Origin of the sequence: Microcoleus sp. Pol8_D6, from assembly GCF_036700965.1 — a bacterium.
In the GTDB taxonomy this organism is placed as follows: Bacteria; Cyanobacteriota; Cyanobacteriia; order Cyanobacteriales; family Microcoleaceae; genus Microcoleus.
Map to the genome: position 1 here is coordinate 20,844 of NZ_JAUBPW010000038.1, position 17,696 is coordinate 38,539.

13 protein-coding genes are annotated in these 17,696 nt (G+C 41.6%); 9 read left to right on the forward strand and 4 right to left on the reverse strand.

What is annotated here, in order from left to right:
- Positions 1-18 precede the first annotated feature (18 nt).
- Positions 19-666: a ceramidase domain-containing protein gene (locus QUA10_RS16415; protein ID WP_333083509.1), complete on the forward strand. Its 648-nt coding sequence runs from the start codon at positions 19-21 to the stop codon at positions 664-666.
- A gap of 32 nt (positions 667-698) precedes the next feature.
- Here QUA10_RS16415 and QUA10_RS16420 read toward each other — a convergent pair whose 3' ends face one another.
- From QUA10_RS16420 to QUA10_RS16430, 3 genes are all read right to left on the reverse strand, one after another.
- The gene (locus tag QUA10_RS16420) at positions 699-3,257 is read right to left on the reverse strand and encodes a sigma 54-interacting transcriptional regulator (RefSeq protein WP_333083510.1); all 2,559 of its coding nucleotides are present in this window, start codon (positions 3,255-3,257) and stop codon (positions 699-701) included.
- Positions 3,258-3,413: 156 nt separating this feature from the next.
- Positions 3,414-3,944 (reverse strand): ImmA/IrrE family metallo-endopeptidase, encoded by a 531-nt coding sequence (locus QUA10_RS16425; RefSeq protein WP_333086309.1) that lies wholly within the window; start codon positions 3,942-3,944, stop codon positions 3,414-3,416.
- Between the two features lie 24 nt (positions 3,945-3,968).
- A complete protein-coding gene (locus QUA10_RS16430; RefSeq protein ID WP_333083512.1) occupies positions 3,969-4,328 on the reverse strand; it encodes a helix-turn-helix domain-containing protein in 360 nt (119 codons plus the stop codon).
- A gap of 355 nt (positions 4,329-4,683) precedes the next feature.
- Between QUA10_RS16430 and QUA10_RS16435 the strand changes: the two genes are divergently transcribed.
- The 5 genes from QUA10_RS16435 (at position 4,684) to QUA10_RS16455 (ending at position 13,449) form a co-directional block, all read left to right on the forward strand.
- The gene (locus QUA10_RS16435; protein ID WP_333083513.1) at positions 4,684-5,838 is read left to right on the forward strand and encodes a restriction endonuclease-related protein; all 1,155 of its coding nucleotides are present in this window, start codon (positions 4,684-4,686) and stop codon (positions 5,836-5,838) included.
- A complete protein-coding gene (locus tag QUA10_RS16440; protein WP_333083515.1) occupies positions 5,839-9,396 on the forward strand; it encodes a pPIWI_RE_Z domain-containing protein in 3,558 nt (1,185 codons plus the stop codon). It begins immediately after the preceding gene.
- A gap of 67 nt (positions 9,397-9,463) precedes the next feature.
- The gene (locus QUA10_RS16445) at positions 9,464-11,065 is read left to right on the forward strand and encodes a pPIWI_RE module domain-containing protein (protein ID WP_333086310.1); all 1,602 of its coding nucleotides are present in this window, start codon (positions 9,464-9,466) and stop codon (positions 11,063-11,065) included.
- Positions 11,066-11,093: 28 nt separating this feature from the next.
- Positions 11,094-12,461 carry an RNaseH domain-containing protein gene (locus tag QUA10_RS16450; RefSeq protein ID WP_333083517.1) on the forward strand — a complete coding sequence of 456 codons (1,368 nt, stop codon included), beginning with the start codon at positions 11,094-11,096 and terminating at the stop codon, positions 12,459-12,461.
- Positions 12,462-13,122: 661 nt separating this feature from the next.
- Positions 13,123-13,449, forward strand: a complete 327-nt coding sequence (locus QUA10_RS16455) for a hypothetical protein (RefSeq protein ID WP_333083518.1) — start codon at positions 13,123-13,125, stop codon at positions 13,447-13,449.
- 34 nt (positions 13,450-13,483) lie between these two features.
- On the opposite strand, the gene QUA10_RS16460 is transcribed toward QUA10_RS16455, so the two are convergent.
- Positions 13,484-14,386, reverse strand: a complete 903-nt coding sequence (locus QUA10_RS16460; RefSeq protein WP_333083519.1) for an undecaprenyl-diphosphate phosphatase — start codon at positions 14,384-14,386, stop codon at positions 13,484-13,486.
- Positions 14,387-14,708: 322 nt separating this feature from the next.
- Here QUA10_RS16460 and QUA10_RS16465 point away from each other — a divergent pair, with 322 nt between their 5' ends.
- The 3 genes from QUA10_RS16465 to QUA10_RS16475 all read left to right on the forward strand — a co-directional run bounded on the left by QUA10_RS16465 (position 14,709) and on the right by QUA10_RS16475 (position 17,609).
- Entirely contained in the window at positions 14,709-15,320 is a 612-nt protein-coding gene (locus QUA10_RS16465; RefSeq protein WP_333083520.1) for a thylakoid membrane photosystem I accumulation factor, read from the forward strand.
- A 149-nt stretch (positions 15,321-15,469) separates the two neighbouring features.
- Entirely contained in the window at positions 15,470-16,402 is a 933-nt protein-coding gene (locus tag QUA10_RS16470; RefSeq protein ID WP_333083521.1) for a trypsin-like serine protease, read from the forward strand.
- 145 nt (positions 16,403-16,547) lie between these two features.
- On the forward strand, positions 16,548-17,609 hold the full coding sequence (locus QUA10_RS16475; protein WP_333083522.1) for a mannose-1-phosphate guanylyltransferase: 1,062 nt from the start codon (positions 16,548-16,550) through the stop codon (positions 17,607-17,609).
- Positions 17,610-17,696: the final 87 nt, after the last annotated feature.

The window sequence follows — 17,696 nt, forward strand, 5'->3', positions numbered from 1 at the left end:
AAAATCAATGGTAGAGCTATGAATGATTATATCTACCTTTACTGTGAGCGCCTCATTCCTGGTTTATGGAGCGAGCCACTGAATGCTATTTCCAATGTGTCTTTCATTATTGCAGCATGGGCTATTTGGCAATTAGCTCGGCGACACCACAAAATATCACCTGGTATTTGGATACTGATTGCTTTAACCACCAGTATTGGTATCGGAAGTTTCCTGTTTCATACATTTGCAACGCGATGGGCAAATTTACTAGATGTGATTCCTATTCTGGTCTTTCAGCTTTGTTTTATATGGCTGTACAGTCGTCGGGTAGTTAGGATGAATCAAGGATATGCAGGAGTATTACTTGCAGCATTCTTTTTTGTTAGCGACTTTAGCAAGCAATTTACAAATATTCTCAATGGTTCTCTTTCGTATGCTCCTGCATTTTTGGTTTTGCTCGGACTAGGACTGTATCACTATCGACAGCAAAAGCGTGAACCCTTCATTCTATTAGCAGCAACAGGTGTATTCCTATTAGCCCTTGCATTCCGTACCCTCGATCGGGCAATTTGCCCTTTCTTTTCAACTGGTACTCATTTCCTCTGGCATCTTTGTAATGGTGTTTTGCTGTACCTGTCAGCAAGAAGCCTGCTCTTAAATTGGTCAGAGCGAGTAAAAAATTAAAACTCAAAGTAATATATCGCGCATACTCACTCTCAGTTTCCCACGATCGCATACCACAAACTTACCATCAGGCACAAACTCGCTAAATGCTGTGGAATTAAAGATTTAATCGAGCGCTTGGCAATTTTTTGAGTCACCAATATTGTGACTAATAATGATACAATCAAAGTGAAACCTTGCAAGAAACTAATCACTGCTGGATCGCCAACAAAACTGGGTAAATCGTCTCTAATTTGTCCGAAAGTGGCAAAAGTTACGGGAATCACACGCCCGCCTTCCTGCAAACCCAATCGCCAATAATGAGCCAAACTACCGCCCCAGACTAAGGGTAAATAACCGTAGGCGAGAGAGACAAATGAGAGGGGTTTGTAGGTTGTAAATGGCATGGTTTCGGCTTGTCCCAATCGATAAATTGCCTGCATGATTGCGTAGGCAATTAGGGGAATCATCGGCGGGATAATTAACACCGCGAGCGAAAGTCCTAAATGAGGTAAAAATTCCTCTAAATTGATGCCCAGCCCCAACAAACTATTTATTTCCGGCAAGCGATGCAGATAAATACCGCCTAATAATAGAAATAACAGGGCAACTTCATAACTGTGAGGAACGTGGGTAGTCCATAATTCGATGCCGGGAGGGCGCAGATTTAATTCTACTGATCGATGCGGACAAGCTTTCAAGCAAGTCATGCACAACACGCAATCTTTATTATCGGTTAATTGGGCGGGATGGGAATAAATCGGACAGCCATTAGTAGTTAATCCTTCCCCCAAGCCGGGGCCGCCTTTGTAACATTGGTAGGTGCTGCATTCCGCCGCGCAGGTTCCTTGTTGGGCGCGAAGTTCGATAATTGAGAGTTTAGCAAATAATCCATTCATTCCCCCGATCGGGCATAAATAACGACACCAAAATCGCCGCTCGAAGATTAGGGAAAAAATTACCGCTCCGGCGGTGATGAGCAACAACAAACAACTGGATAAATAGGCGGTATTTTCTAAATTCCACAACTCTTCCCATAGAAATATCAGAGTAAATAGTCCAAATAGAAGCCAGCCACCCCATTTTTCGGCTTGTTGGCGCGGCCATTTATTGAGAGTTCGAGGGAAAATTTTTAGCGATAGTTTTTGGACGATTTCCCCATAAATCATAAAAGGGCAAAAAGCACACCACAATCGCCCGATGATGGGGAATAATAATAAAATTAACGGCCACCACCACGCCCAAAAGATATTTAGGGCAAAATTATGTTGTCGATCTTGGGGAGCAACAAACAGGATAATTACCACCAATGCAAACACCCAGGTGGTAAACCAATAATTCACGCGATCGGGATACCAATCGCTCCGTAAAAATTGCCGAAATTTTGGATAAATATTTAATAAATTCAGCCGAAACTTTTGTTTTTTCGCCGCCTGGGCCCAAAACACTTCTTCCGTTAATACCTGACTCCCCTGTGCTTGAACTAAGGCGCGATCGACCATTCCCTGCAATTCCTGCAAATTACCTGGAAAATCGTAGGCTTGTAAGCGGCGAATTGCTTCCGGTGTAACTTGGGGCTTGACTAATTTCTTTTTGCGACCAATGATATTGAGATAATAGTTGACTTGTGCCTCTAAATCTGTTTTTCGCACCCGCAAGGATGGGACTTTAATCTTGTGTTGTGTCAGCTTATCTAGCTTGGGCTGCACAATTTCTGAGATTAAAATTATCCGGGCATTACTAGAACGCGGTGGTCGCGGTATTTGTCCTTCCTTGACAACTGGCGTATAGGTTCCCTCGGTTAATAATTGCTGAATTTCGGGGCATAATTGAGCGGGTAATTCTTGCGCGTCATTTAAAATTAACGTCCCTTCTCCCAACCATTCCAACAGCCCCGGTTTGCCGCCCAACCGCCCGAATAATTCCGCTCCATTGCTCTGAAGTAAAGCACTTTTAATCTGAATAATTGGCTCGTTGCGGCGATGGGAACCGAAATGAATTAAAGCAGCTAAATTATCCTTTTCTAAACCAGGTTCGCCAGAGATTAATACCGATCGGCTGTCACTCGATGCCGTGCGAATTTGTTGGCGCAATTTCACTGCATAACGACTATTGCCAATGACTCCCCGTCTCGCCCTAGGTACTAGATAGCTGCGGAGGGCATTTTGACGCTCGCGTTCGTAGGCGATTTCTGCTTCTAACTGTTCTAATTTCGCTGCCAAGCGTTGAGCGTAGGCTTCGGTAATGCGTGGATATCTTTTTAGCAAACCACGCCAGCGATCGGCACTAATTACCCAAAATTGACACTCTGTCCGAGCAATAATTCGACTATCCGCAGGTTGCGATCGCTGGAGGGCCGATAAATTGACGATCGCCCCCGGCAACAAACTACTCGCCCACATTAATCCCGGTTGTTTGCGGCGATAGCGATCGGCTTGTCCTCGTTCTAGGATATAGAGATTAGTGACTGGTGTATCTTCGATTACCACTCGAAATCCAAGGGGAAAAGTTGACATCTCCATTTCACCGGCGATCGCCTGTAAAATCTCGCGGGATAATATGCCTAATTCGGTGCTCGATTCGAGCCAGTTAACTAATGTTTCGGTAGACATCGCTTAGCGTCGGCGAAAGCCGAATCGTGGTAGTTGGTGTAGAATCTATTATATTCAAAAACTAGACAACCATTCCTCAGCCATTTTATTTGCATAAGCCTATTTTAGTGTTACCCTTAAATTTTAACCCGCTCGATCGCCCATTGTAAAAGTTAATTAAACTATATCGATACCGCTCACATTAATACGAAAATTCACCATCTCCTCACTAGCATTAAAATGTAAGGCAATTTGAGCAACGGTCATCTTTTTCTGAACAGCCCACAATAAGCCACGTCTGGGAATTTGCAAACATCCTCCTAAATATACTGCTTCGTCTTCGTCTTGTGGTCGGCGTTGGGGAAGTCCTGTTTTAGGATCGAAACCAACCGTCTTATGTTTAAGAATGACATGGGCGAATTCGTGCATCAAGTTAGATTCTTGTCTGGTAGGTGCATGACGAGAATTATGCAAGATCCAAAGTTGATTTTTTTCATGGATAATTACTGCAGCAGACCAATTGCCACTATCGCATAAGATTTTTACTTGTTCGGGTTCGGTATTAGGTAGTGTTTCAGCAGTGAAAATTTTTGCTTGAAAATATGTTGCTAAGACTTCTGCTGGTAATGGTTGGTAGGCTTTAAAACCTAACTGATGGCGTTGGTCTGTTGCGATCGCTTCTAATCTCTGCCTGTTCTCTGTTGACAAGCTAGTTATTAATCCCACTATAAATTATTTCCCCTCATTTTGATGTTGAGATAAGTCTTTATATGCCGCTTTAACTAAAGATGCTAAAGCACTCGCGATCGCAGGATCGAGATTTTTGTCAGCCCGTAACTGAATAGCAATAGCTTCAGGAGTATTGACAGCTTCTTCATCTTCGGTATTTTTAATTAGTTCTGCTGGCGGTACTCCCAACCAATCGCATAAAGCTAAAAAAGTTTCCATGTCTGGAGTCTTGCCGTTTTCGACTCGCGAGATAGTAGAAGGGCTAACGTTGCCTATTTCCTTGGCTACTTCCCGCAATCCGCGATTGAGACGCTTGTTGCGGACTAGGCTAGCCAATTTTTCTATGTCTAAATAATTTGCCATTGTTGTTTCACCAAAGATATTTTCGTTTCTCTCTTGACACGGCAGGTGAGAGTCGTGTATGCTTGGTGAAACGATTGTATCGCTTGTAAGAAGCGGTGGCTGTTAAGTAATGTGTACTTAGCGGTGCAGAAATTAAAAAGCGGCGATCGAAAATCGGGTTAGCCCAAAATCTTGCACCCTCAAAGGCCGTATTTGCGTTGGCAAAAAATGGCTAGAGGATTTTATTCAGCCACAAAGTAGCTTTATGCACCACCAAGGTAATGTGTACGCGCAATTTATTTTTTAGCGATATCAATAGTAAGAGGAGGCACATCCCACCTTATCAATTTTGTTCACTTTACAAAGGATTGCTTTGATGGTTACTAGCAAGAAAACAGAAGTCTTTGACTATCTAGTAATTGGGTCAAAAGAATATCTCGATCAAGACAAAAAATATCCTTGTCCAGATTTGCTGCGCCACGCAATGAATGCTTTAGCTCTGGAAATGAAGAAAAGTATTCCTTTTCCCAAAACCATGAATGGTTTTTTGAAGTTATTGGAACACCCCGTAAAAGATTGGTGTCCGAGTCATTTCATTCCCGAAAAATTCGATCGCGATTTTGGTTTGATGGATGAAGGGAGTCTCAGCGAAGAGGCTAATGATTATGTGGCTGAAGTATTATTGGGGAAAGGAGGAATCCCTGAATACGCCAGCGCCAGTGTGAAACAACTAGCGCTCGATAATTCAAAATTCACAACAACTTTAGATAAACTGCGAGATGTTTATAACGACATCGATTCGGAAATAGCGCAGCAGGAATATTTGCCATTGCGTCGTTTTCTGATTGAAAATCCCTACACTACTCCCAGTCAGATTCGTAAGATTTTTATGCGTACCAAGCATATTTCTACCGAAGAAGTTGGAGAGTTATACGAAGAATGTCAGGAGAATCAAACATATTGGTATTGCGATCGCTGTGGTGTGTTAACTGAAAAACACGGAAAATTGAAAGGCATAAAACCTCGTTTGTGCGGAAATCATCATAAAGACCAGTCTTACGTCCATCAGGTGGAGTGGGAAACAGGTTTACTTCGGATTAAAGATGGCATTCATCAACGAGTTTGTTTTCCTGGGATTCCCGAACTTAATTTGTATTCGGCTTTAGCAGAATTAACAGAAAAACATCCAGACTGTTTGCAGCAAGTCAAATTATATCCTGGTTTGGATCGTTACGATTTACAATTGCGTTTCAGTGATGGTACAGTATGGGCGATCGATATTAAAGATGTGCGCGATCCTTATAAACTCGCGAAAAATATCAAGCCTTTATATAGCGAGGGAAGTTTGCGTTATGATGAGAGTTTTTATGTAATTAGCGATCGCTGCATAGCAAACTATCCAGATTACTTAGAAATTCTCCGACAAGCAGCGAAACAGCTACCAAATGCGACTCATCTTGTAAGTGAAAAAAGTTTTAAAATCCGCGTAAATGACAAAATTGCCGAATTACAAAAAGGAGGAACTATTTAAATGCCTAGCAACACTTTATTTGAACCGCCTGCTGGTTTTACAAAGCGCATCGCAGATTTACAAGAACTGGGTGTCAGAGAATCAAGATTGCTCTTGCAAGTCGAACTAGGCTTCGCTTTGATGGAAAAACTCGGTTTAGATGACGAACCAGTTACCGCAGTCTGGGCAATTTTAAGCGGGATGTTTATCAAATATCCTGAGTTACAAAATTTAAGGGCAGAAGATAGAAGGGCGATCGCAAATGTCAGACAAATTGTACCTTTTTCGGCTCGTTTTAACTGGCTGAATGCTTTGCGAGATTATAAAAGAAGGATTCCAGAAGATTGGCGCAATTATGACTTCGACCTTCAAGATTTAGATAATCAAACGATCTGTGGTGCTAAAAATCTGCAACAACAAGCAAATCAATGTATTTGCGAAAGTTGTTTGACTGCCACATTAAACTATCGCAGAAGAGAACGCGATCGAGTACAAGCTGGTACATATTATCAATTTGAGTCCGAGACAAAAGAAGAAACTGTAAGGCTGCAGGTTAAGTTTACTCAAGCACAAGTTGGAACTACTTATCCTTTACCCTGGTTTAATGGAGTACGAGAGCGATCCCCTGTTGCTGTTAATCTTGCCGATTTAGAAGCTGAAGCTATCTTTTTAGATAATAGAGAAGAAGCGTTAGCACAACAGTATTCTTGGCAAAATACCGCTAAAGGAAATTGGGTAAAACGTTTCAACAAACTTAACTATCACAAAGTTTTAGCTGGAAATATTGTCGAACAAGAACCCGCACATACTTTAAACATAGACGGGTTTACTCACGTTCCGGGGATGGTAGCTGCAGGAAAATCTACTTTATCCTTGCTGTTATCTAGTGATGTAATTAGGAACCATCCAAAGCGTCGAATTACTATAGTTGTCGGCGATACTCAATCAGCTATTAAAATAGCGAATCAAATTAATTGGTGGTTTTGTGACGATCCAGAAACAGACGATCCTGTAGCTGTGCCAATTTTAGGTCCCACTCAGCGAGATAAACATTTACAAGGCTTTTCTGATTCTGATGATTATCTAGCACATTTTGAAAGAGGACAACCCCACTGGGGCGAACGTTGGTTGAGTGTTATCTGTCCTTTACAGGCAGGAATTTCTCAAATCGATCGCAATAATATTTTAAACGGCAAACCGCTCAAACCGGGATCAGAACCCTGTCACAGTCTCAGAAAAGCACCCGAGGACAAGACAAAAACAGCCACTGGCAAAGCTTATTTTTGTCCTTTATTCGATCGCTGTCCGTCACAACAAGTATATCGAGATATGCCAAAAGCGCGAGTCTGGATTACTACTCCTGGCGCAATGGCATATGGAGGAATGCCTTATCACTATGAATTACGTCCGATTAAAATGGGTGAATTAGTTTACGAACAGTCGGATATTTTAGTGTTTGATGAAGTAGATACTATTATTGAGTGGTTTGATAAAGTTTATGCGGAACAAGTAACTCTGACATATCGGAGTAGAAACGGTGTTTTTGACGAGATTGGGGTGAAAACGGAACTATCAAATCGAGCGAATGTAGTGCGATCGCCTGTGAAATTGAGATGGAGTGCGGTACAAAGAAATGCTCAAACAGCAATCAACACTACATTAACACTTTTAAGTGATGAACTAGGGCAAGAAGTTCTGCAAAAATGGGTTCAACAGGGGTATTTTACGCCTCATGTTCTTTTTTACAAGCTAGCGCGTCGTTTGGCGGGCTTAGAAGAGTTTGATTCTTATCCGAGATCGGAAGAACAACTAAGAATTAACGATCGAGATATACAATCTATCATGGATTATTTTGATGATTTTCTTAAAGACGATCCCGTAATAACGCGCAATAGTTCAAATCTCGCTACAACAAGATTATTAGAGATTGTACAGCGAATTAATAACACAGGAGAAAGTGCCATTGATGAAGATATTTTTGATGATTGTCGCAACTGGATTATCTCTTGTTTTCCTGACACCCAAAGCCAATTAAACCGATTAATGACAGAATTAAACAATCTCAGAAATCAGCCAAATGCCAAAGATTTATATCCATATCTAACAGAAGAGGAAGATATAGATACTCTGGAGACTTTGGCTACTCGCTTGCAGTTTTCTCTCACTATCACCTTATTAGATCGCCATACCAAGATAGTATTTTATGAATGGCAAAATCGACCTGATAATATTCGCGAAACCTCTCCCCACCGGCGAATGCCAAGTGCAATGACGAATATTCTGCCCTTACCAGTAACAGGGAGACAATTTGGTACTTACTATTCTCGCAAAAATAGCAATACTTTGAGCTTATTTGCTTATACCAATATTGGGCGAGATTACGTACTCAACTATCACCGCTTGTTAACCGATTTTGACGGGCAACGAGGCCCAAATGTTTTAGCACTTTCAGGAACATCCTATTTACCAGAATCAACTACCTTTCATGTGGGCGATTCTCAAGGGATATTGATGCCCGAAGCAAGCGCACAAGAGGCTATTAAGCAAAGTGAGTTTAAGTTTATTCCGCAGTTTGACCATCGAAATAAACCGATTCGGGTTTCTGGTAGTTTGAGTAATAAAAAGCAACCCAATGCTAAATTTACCCAAATTGCTAAATCTCTAGTTACAGATAGCGGTAGCAATCATTTGATAGAAGAATTGCAAAAACTGCAAGAATTAGGCGAAACTAATCCCGAACTGTGGCACGATCGCGATCGCATTTTAGTATTGGTCAATTCTTACGAACAGGCTAAATGGGTAGCTGATGAGATGCGCAGCTATTGTCCCAGCATGCGCCTGCAAATCAACCATCTAGTGAATGATGAATTAGAACCGACAAAAGATGGTAAATCGCAACCAGGAGAGTTAAAAAGACCCGATATCGAAATATTCGGACACAATCGAGGTAAAATACTCGTTGCTCCTACAACTTCTATCGGACGTGGGTTTAATATCTTGAATCGTAACGGTAAAGCAGCTTTTGGTGCAGTTTACTTTCTGACTCGTCCTTATCCCCATCCTAATGATACCCAGGCGATCGCTCAAGAGATGAATCGACGCGCTTATCAGTGGTTGGAGAAGGAAGACTTTATTGCTTGGCAACAGGGAGACGGCATTGCCCATCGTGCGGAATTATTGCGAAAAACAGCAAATACTTATTGGCGCTCGATCGAACAACGCTCTTATTATAAAACTCTGCGAGATAATGAGGATTTATGTTCTTTTCCGCGCTACGATATAGCCGCAACTACATTAGGTAGGATTATTCAAGCAGTAGGGCGTTTGATTCGCGGTGGTGTTCCTTTTCATGGTTATTTTGTCGATTCTGCTTGGGCGGACAACAGTGCTAAAAAGCTTGCTGCTATTAGAGCAGGAGAAGATGCTGATGCTATCGATAATGATACGGAAGAAAACAGCTTGTTGGTAGCAATAATTCGCAGAGTTTGGTACTATGTAGACCAAGATAGTTCTGTGGGAAATGCTTTATATAAGCCTTTAGCTGATGCTTTTGAAAATATTGAAGATGTTTACTTCTAAAATATTTTGTAAAGTGATGCGTGTTTCTTATTATAACATTAAAAACCTTTCATTTGGAGTACAGATTATGCCTGCAAAAACCAACCCTTCCTTTGCTCTACCTGCCCGTATGGATTTAGCGATCGATTCGCTATCCGATGTAAAAATTGCGGTGTTAATGTTTCCTTTTGCTAAGGAAGTCAAAGACTTTTGCCAAGATATTGAAAAAGTCTTGCGTAATAAAAATAAAATTTATGCACCGTACCGTCAATTAAATAATGCTATACTAGCTTGTAGCTCCACATTGACGCATGGCTTTGAATATTTAGAAACTGTAAATTACATTTCTCAGTATCGTGCTTTAGCTGTTGGTACAGGAGGAGAATTAAATATACCAACACGCGAACAAATACACGAACTGATTTATATCTGGGCGCAAACTTGGACAAAACAGTATTTAGAAAAAACAGGCAGTCAAGGCAATCGAGAGGAAATTAAATCTGCATGCGATCGCTTTCTAAAAGCCATAGATGGAATCCCTGAAAGTTGGCATTGGGAATCGATCGCACTTGAAACTTTAATTAAACATATTAACAGTCAAAATAGCTTGAGTTATCAAGCCATACCAAGTTTATTGGTAACTTTGTTGCACGAGCAAACCTGCACTATTTCTTCAGGAGATAAAGAACAAACTCTCAAATGGCGTAAAGTACAAGGAGGCAGTTCGACAAGAACAGGGTTACATCTAGTTAGTCAATTTGTTAAAGCAACTTATTTCGAGCAAGATTACAAAAAAAGTGATGAGGAAAATGCTAAAGAAAGAGAAGGTTATTTTGCTTATCGTTTAGATTTTCACGTGCAAACTCAAGCAGGAAAATTTCACTCAGAAGGTCATTTAAAGCCTTGGGTATTTATACACCTTAGCTGTCAAAGATACGCTCACGAACCTTTGGTAGATGCCAATCACGGGCGGAATATTTCAATCTTAATGGGCATGAATCAAGCTCGTTTAGATAATTATCCGATCGACTCAACCTTAGTTAGATTAACTATTGAAAATCAAGACAAAAAAAATTGGCAAGAACAATTACCAGATTTATTGACTGCATTTAAAGCGCGATCGCTTGCTGAGCCTCAAGAGATTTTAAACAAACCAATTGAATTTGGAAATTTAGATAATAAAGATGCTTGGAATAAAGATGAATATTATATCGTTCATGCTGAAGGCTATGAATACAAACACGAAGCGCAAAAAGGCAGAGGACACGGGCATTATATCAAAACAGGCTTTAGTTTAAAAGAACGTGCCGATATCACTAATAAAGTATTGCAATTACTAAACGGCGTATTAATTCCCGATCGCCCAATGGCATTCGATCGACCCGTACCTGCTGGTAAAAAACTGCCTTTAGCAATGAGCGATTACGAATTGCATCGCAAATCTTTAATTTCCTCTGCGCTCAAAAATTTAACAGAAGAAGCCAAGCAGCAATATCTCAAAGATAAGCAAAATGTTATGGCAGGTGCTATTAAACGAACAATGAATAGCAAACAGACATATTTATTTATAGTTTACTACGAAGAACACACTAAAACATTGGTTCGCCAGCAGTTACGTCAAGCTTTATTCTTGCAAGATGGTGATGATTTTCCAGCGCACATCAACGTTAAAAATGTTTTTTTTTATTAATGACCCAAGTCTCTTAGAAAAACTCCAGGTGTCTGGATTACCTTCTGATAACACTAATTTTGACGAGCAAATTAAGAAACAACATCAGTTAAAACGTCAAGCTTGGCAAAAATTCCTTCAAGAAAATGTCATTGCTTTAGTAGAGGCTAAAAGTAATTCCGAACTTTTTGCCATTATTGAGATTGGAACGAGTAAGGTAAAAGGAATACATCCTCAACAAAATATTCGCGGGGCAGTCAGAGAAGCTTGCGTGTTGGAGAATATTAATTCTCAAATGCTGCAAACAGTTAAACCAAATAAGCCAAAAGACCAAGAAAACCCACAAGACGATATAACTTATAGCAAATTGAATCAGGGAAGAGTATTAAACGCCGTATTAGATTTAACTTTGCGCCAAACAGGAACATTATACGGTTTACCGTCAGAAGTTTATCAAGTTGCAGCAATACCAGAAGATATTGCTCAACAATTAGATGTAATTGCTTTTTGTCGGATTCAAAAAAATAACTTTATCGGTAAAAATACGTTTCAATATGCAATAGCTGTACGGTTGGCTGCTACAGGTACAGTAGATGTTTTACTTCCTAACGATCGACAATGGATTCCTTATTCACAAGCGGGAATAGCAATTGGAAAATTATTTCATCAAGCACGAAAGAAAGATCGGGATAGTCTCAACCAAATTCAAATGAAAGGCGGACAATTAGTGAAATTTGTTGCTGACGTTTTAAGCCAACATCTGGAAAACCCCACTATTGCTTTAATTGAAGCTGATGTTTGGCGCAATGAACGCGATCGAGATGGAAATAACAATCAAGCTTGGTTTCAATTAAAGAATGAGTATTTATTTGAACAACGAGATATTCTCAACTTTAATCATGTACTAGGACACAATTGTCAATACCAAAGAGATGACGAAAATTTTGAAAAATTACTAGGTGTTGTTCGCATTCGCAGTAACCATGAAACTCCACAATATATAGCTAAGAGAACAACCTGGGACGAAGATTCTCCAACTTCAGATTTTACAAAGCTTAGTGGATTTCTAGATAAAACAATACCGAAATTATTACACTATTTTTCTATAGGTAAAATTCCCTTGACTCAGAAAGACCAAAATACTTCTCAAGCTAGAGAATTGTATAAAAGCGATCGCGATCGGGATGTGTATGCTGCCAATCTTCCCTACAAACATCAACAAATGCTCGAAATGCTGCCATTTTTTGTGCGTCGAGATTTTCAAACAGAAGACAATCTTACAGCACTTTGTCGAGTCCCGCATTTTCTAAGAATTTCGCCCGCATTTACAAGAGGAAATATTAGTCATCCATACCCAATGCACTTGGGAATAACATTGATTGAAGATTTTTTCTGTATTTTAGATCTGGAGTTATAGGAAAAGTTGATTATATCAGTTCACAATCTTTAATCTTGGTCTCATTTTCAATAGACTCAAAAAATTGCGAAATCTGTTCAGTAGATATGATGTGATAAACACTTTTACTACTTCGCGCCCGATCGATATATTCGCGATATCTTGGAGTCAAATATTTGTCACACAACCAAAGCACGCGGTACCTGCTAATCGAACTCTTTAATATTGGACTATTTTCAGGCCAGCCTTCGGGCGGTTTAAAGTGACCTGAGATCAGTCGTTTAGTCACCCACCAGAAATGCACGTATAGCGGTAGATCTACATAAACCAGAGTATCCGTCTCATCAAGTCGCAGCCATACGGTTTCCATGCAACCAAACCCGTCAATAATCCATTTGTCAGTCTGCAAAATTTCCTGATGGGCGCGCTTGTAGTCTTCCTGTGAAACCCCAACGCCGCCCGATCAATATTTAATCTTGTCCAAGACGTAAAGCGGCAGCCCAGTGATGTCCAATAATCTCTTGCTGAGAGTTGATTTACCGCCTCCAGCGCTGCCAAATACTGCTACTTTTTTCACAGCCACTCTCCTTTTAGCGTTACCAAAATTAATAGGATACAAGCCCCATCCTTAGCTTGACGGCTTTTCTATACTACAATAATTACGTAAAGTTTTTCCACGTCAATGATACTTTTAGAGTTTAAGGCTAAGGCAAAAACAACTCAATACGCTGCTGCAGATGAAGCGATTAAAACCGCTCAGTTTGTCCGCAAAAAATGTGTCCATTTTTGGATGGGCAACCGAGGTGTTGAACAAAAAGATATGTATCGTCACAATACAGCGTTGAGAGCCGAATATCCCTTTTTCAAAGCCTTAAACTCTCATGCTTGTCAAGTTGCAGATCTTACGGCATATATAGGGCAAAAAAGTGTGAGTAAGGTGCGAGGGCGAGCGATTGCTTTCTTACCCATTACCGATTACCCATTAACGGACATACCTCACTGCCCTTGAGAAGGGCTATAATTAGGTTCAAGTCAGTCCTGTTTTAGATATTTCTCAGTCCCCCACCGGCGATCGCCGTTAAAATGGCTACGCCAAAAGCTAGCCGATACAACACAAATATCCACGTTTTTTGAGTTTGCAGGAACTTCATTAGCCACGCGATCGACAAATAAGAAAACACAAATGATGAAATCGTTCCCACTATCAAAGCTGCAACTCCTGCATCGCCGATTCCTTGCCCCAAATTACCCTTTAATTCCACTAATCCAGCCAGAGTAATTGCCGGAATTCCCAATAAAAAAGAAAACCGCGCGGCGGCAGGCCTTTCCAATCCCATAAACAATCCTGCTGTTAGGGTGGAACCCGATCGCGAACACCCCGGAATCAATGCGATTGCTTGAGCTAATCCCATCAAAATACCGTCTAAGACAGTTAACTTTTCATAATTGCGATTGCGCTTGCCAATTTTTTCTGCTATTGCTAAAAGTAGCGACATGACGATCGAAGCAATAGCAATGCTGGCCAAACTTCTGAGTGGCGAGTTGTCAAAATCTGGAACCAATGCCTTGATTAGCAGCCCAAAAAATACTATAGGTATTGTTCCCAAAACCAGTCCCACAGCCATTTGAAACTCATGCGATTTGTAGTTGCGCTGCACCAAGGCTTCTACTGCACCAACAGTTATATTTGTCAAGTCTTTCCAGAAGTACCAAAGCACGGCAATAATGCTGCCCAACTGAATAACAGCAGTATAAGCAACTCCGGGATCGCCCCATCCCAGGGCGATCGGCACTACCTTTAAATGAGCGCTGCTGCTGATGGGCAAAAACTCTGTTAATCCTTGTACAATTCCTAAAACAAGCGCCTGCACTATATTAATTTGAGCAGACCCGGAAACATCAGCAGCGGGCGTTTGGGCGAGGAGTGCATCAAGCAAAGCTATCATTAGTTGTAAATTCCCAGTTGTCAGTTTCTAGTAATCAGTTGAATTTAATATCTTGCACCCTTCTGGGAAGCTAGAAGCCCACCCCACCACAAATAAATTTTATTGTGGCGCGGACAGTTCCAGTCCGCCCCTGAAAAGTCGATCGCACATAGTGATCTTCGGTCTGTAGAATCGCCTTGTCGATCGCCACTATCAGCAATTTACGATCGTCGAGCCGAAACTACTTTAACCTACTCAAGAACATTTGCCTACATTTTGCTGATAAACTTAGGAAAGTTTTTGCATCTGATTTCGCTTTTGTTACAGCAACTGCCCACAACCTATGATATTTTCTGAGAACAAAAATTCAATTGTTACTGCTGCTTCTGGCATCCACTGGCTGAGGCGAATCTTGTCAGCCAGTCTTTTAACAGTGGCGATCTCACTTAGCTTGATACTGCTAACCGGCACGCCACCAGCCTTAGCAACTCTCACCGACGATCGCTTCGATGGTACAATCTTTGCCCTCTACGCCGGCAACGGTTCCCTAGTTCCTCCTAAAGTCAAGCTTGTAGATTCTTTCAAACGTCATAAACCCGTACTGTTAGTTTTTTATACTGATGACAGCAGCGACTCGAAGCAATATGCGATCGTCGTCTCTCAACTCCAGGAATTTTACGGCCGCGAAGCCGATTTTATGCCCATAAGCATTGACTCTTTGCCTCCGCAACCGTCACCAGAACTTACCGAACCGAGCCATTATTACGAAGGTTTCGTACCTCAAACTCTCATCCTAGACCAATCGGGAAAAGTCGTTTTTAATGAGAAAGGACAAATACCATTTGAACAGGTAGATGATGCTTTTCGGAAAGTATTTGACTTGCTGCCCAGAGAAAAATCAATCCCCCTCAAACGCCGTGTTGTGAACGAACTAAACGTCGAATTATCGAAGTAAAATATTGCAATAAGAGGACACGGCAGTGCCGTGCCCATACCCGGATTAATTGTATGGAAACTGCACTACCGTGTCCTGATCCTGGGTAAAATTAATTCCAATAGTATCGGATTTGATATAACAGCTATTCAATCAATTCAATATCAAAAATGCAGTCAGTAATCAAAGTTTTATTAATGGTAGTTTTGACTGTGTTGTTAGTTTTAGAAACAGCAGAAATCGGGCGATCGATAATTAGCGCTTTTCCTGACAGCAGTTCCCGCAAACCTTTAGCTTTAAATCAATATACAGGTGTCGCCTATCTCGATTCGGCTTCCTGTACTGGTTCGCTGCTAACGGGAGGGTTGTACCTTCTCACGGCGGCCCACTGTCTGAATGAAGGCGGAGTTAAAGTTCCTGCTGAAACGGCAATTAAAGCAATTTTTAAATTGCCTAGGGGTGAAGTTAGCATCCCCGTTAGCAAATATTATATCCATCCGGGCTGGACTGGTTACGAATCGGAAGTTGGCAACGATATTGCTATTTTAAAGCTAAAAAGGATCGCGCCGCCAAGGATCGAACAGTACGAGATAAATAGAAACAAAAATGAAGTCGGGAAAGTATTGACAAAAGTTGGATACGGGTATATAGGTTTAGGTGCAAAGGGACAAGATGAAAATTCTAATTCTGAGGCGAAAAGATATAGCGGACAGAATCGGTATGATGCTTTAATTGATGTTTTGAAAGATGCTACAGAATCAGATATGTCGGAATTGGTTTTGGGAAGTCAATTAATCTTTGATTTTGATGCGGGAACTAGCGAACACGATGCTTTGGGGAGGCATTTTCCGAGATTGCGCGATCGAGGTTTGGGGAAAAATGAGATAGCTACGGCTAGCGGAGATTCCGGCGGGCCTTCGTTTGTCGAGGGCAAGATTGCGGGGATTAGTTCTTGGGGTTATAGCGATCGGGGATTTTTCAAAACAAACATCGCCGATATTGATAAAATTGAGGGCAATGGCAGTTTCGGGGAAATTTCCGGCGACACGCGGGTATCGTTTTATGCTAATTGGATTGACAAGATGACCCAAAATCCATCCTAGGAATTTTTAAAATTTCTACTAAATAAAAAGCTTAGCGCCTTAACGCCATGCTGCCAACAATTAATAAGTTTTATCAATTATATCACGATCGTTTCAATCCCTCAAGTGTCAGGCAAAATAGATCAGAACCGTTTAACTTCAAATCATGACCAAAACCTTAATTCCCGTAATTCTCGCCGGCGGTAAAGGCGAACGTTTCTGGCCGCTGAGTCGCAAACAGCGGCCCAAGCAGTTTTTGAGTCTCGACGGTAGCGGCAAGAGTTTGCTGCAAGCAACTGCCGATCGACTATTAACATTAGGTAACGGTTGGGACGATTTGTGGGTGGTAACGTCGGAAATGTTGGCTGCGGGGGTTCGCGAACAGTTGCCGCTGTTACCACCGGAAAATTTGCTGGCGGAACCGGAGGGGCGGGATACTGCGCCAGCGGTGGCCTGGACTGCTATAGAAACTGGCAAGCGTTACGGTGAGGATGCGGTAGTTGGTTTTTTCCCCGCGGATCACTGGATTGGGGAACCACAGGAGTTTATCAAGACTTTAGAGGCGGCGGCCCAGTTGGCGAAAAATCAGGATGCGATCGCCACTTTGGGAGTCAAGCCGAGTTATGCTTCGACTGGTTACGGCTACATCGAACAAGGCGAGGAAATTGGGAGTTTTGGTGGTTTTCCAGCCTATCGGGTGGCGAGATTTACCGAAAAGCCCGATCGCACAACTGCTGAAGAATTTGTAGCCAGCGGCAAGTTTAGTTGGAACGGCGGAATTTTTGTCTTTCGAGTTGGAACTGTCTTGACAGAATTGCGAAATCATGTACCGGAAATGATGGCAGCTTTGGAAGCAAAAGGCGCGCAGGCTTACTCGGAATTACCCAAAATTAGCATCGATTACGCCCTGATGGAGAAGACGCAAAAAGCCTGTGTTCTGCCCGTAGGCTTTAGCTGGGACGATTTGGGAGATTGGAATGCGATCGGTCGTTTGCTGCAAGGAGATAAACCCAATGTCGAGTTAGCAAAACACGTCGGAATTGATACCAAGGGCGGCATTTTTTATGCAGCAGATGAGAATGAGGTGATTGTCACCATTGGTTTAGAAGATGTCGTAGTTGTCAGAGATGGCAATGTGACTTTGATTGTGAAAAAGGACAGGACGCAGGAGATTAAACAGGTTATTAAGGTGTTGGGAGAAGATGAGAAATTGAAAGATTTGCTGTGAAGGTGAGATGAGGCCGCACGACACGGATTCTGATGGCGGATACACCAAATATTCATCACTGTTGATCCAGGCATTCCTTTTTGAATC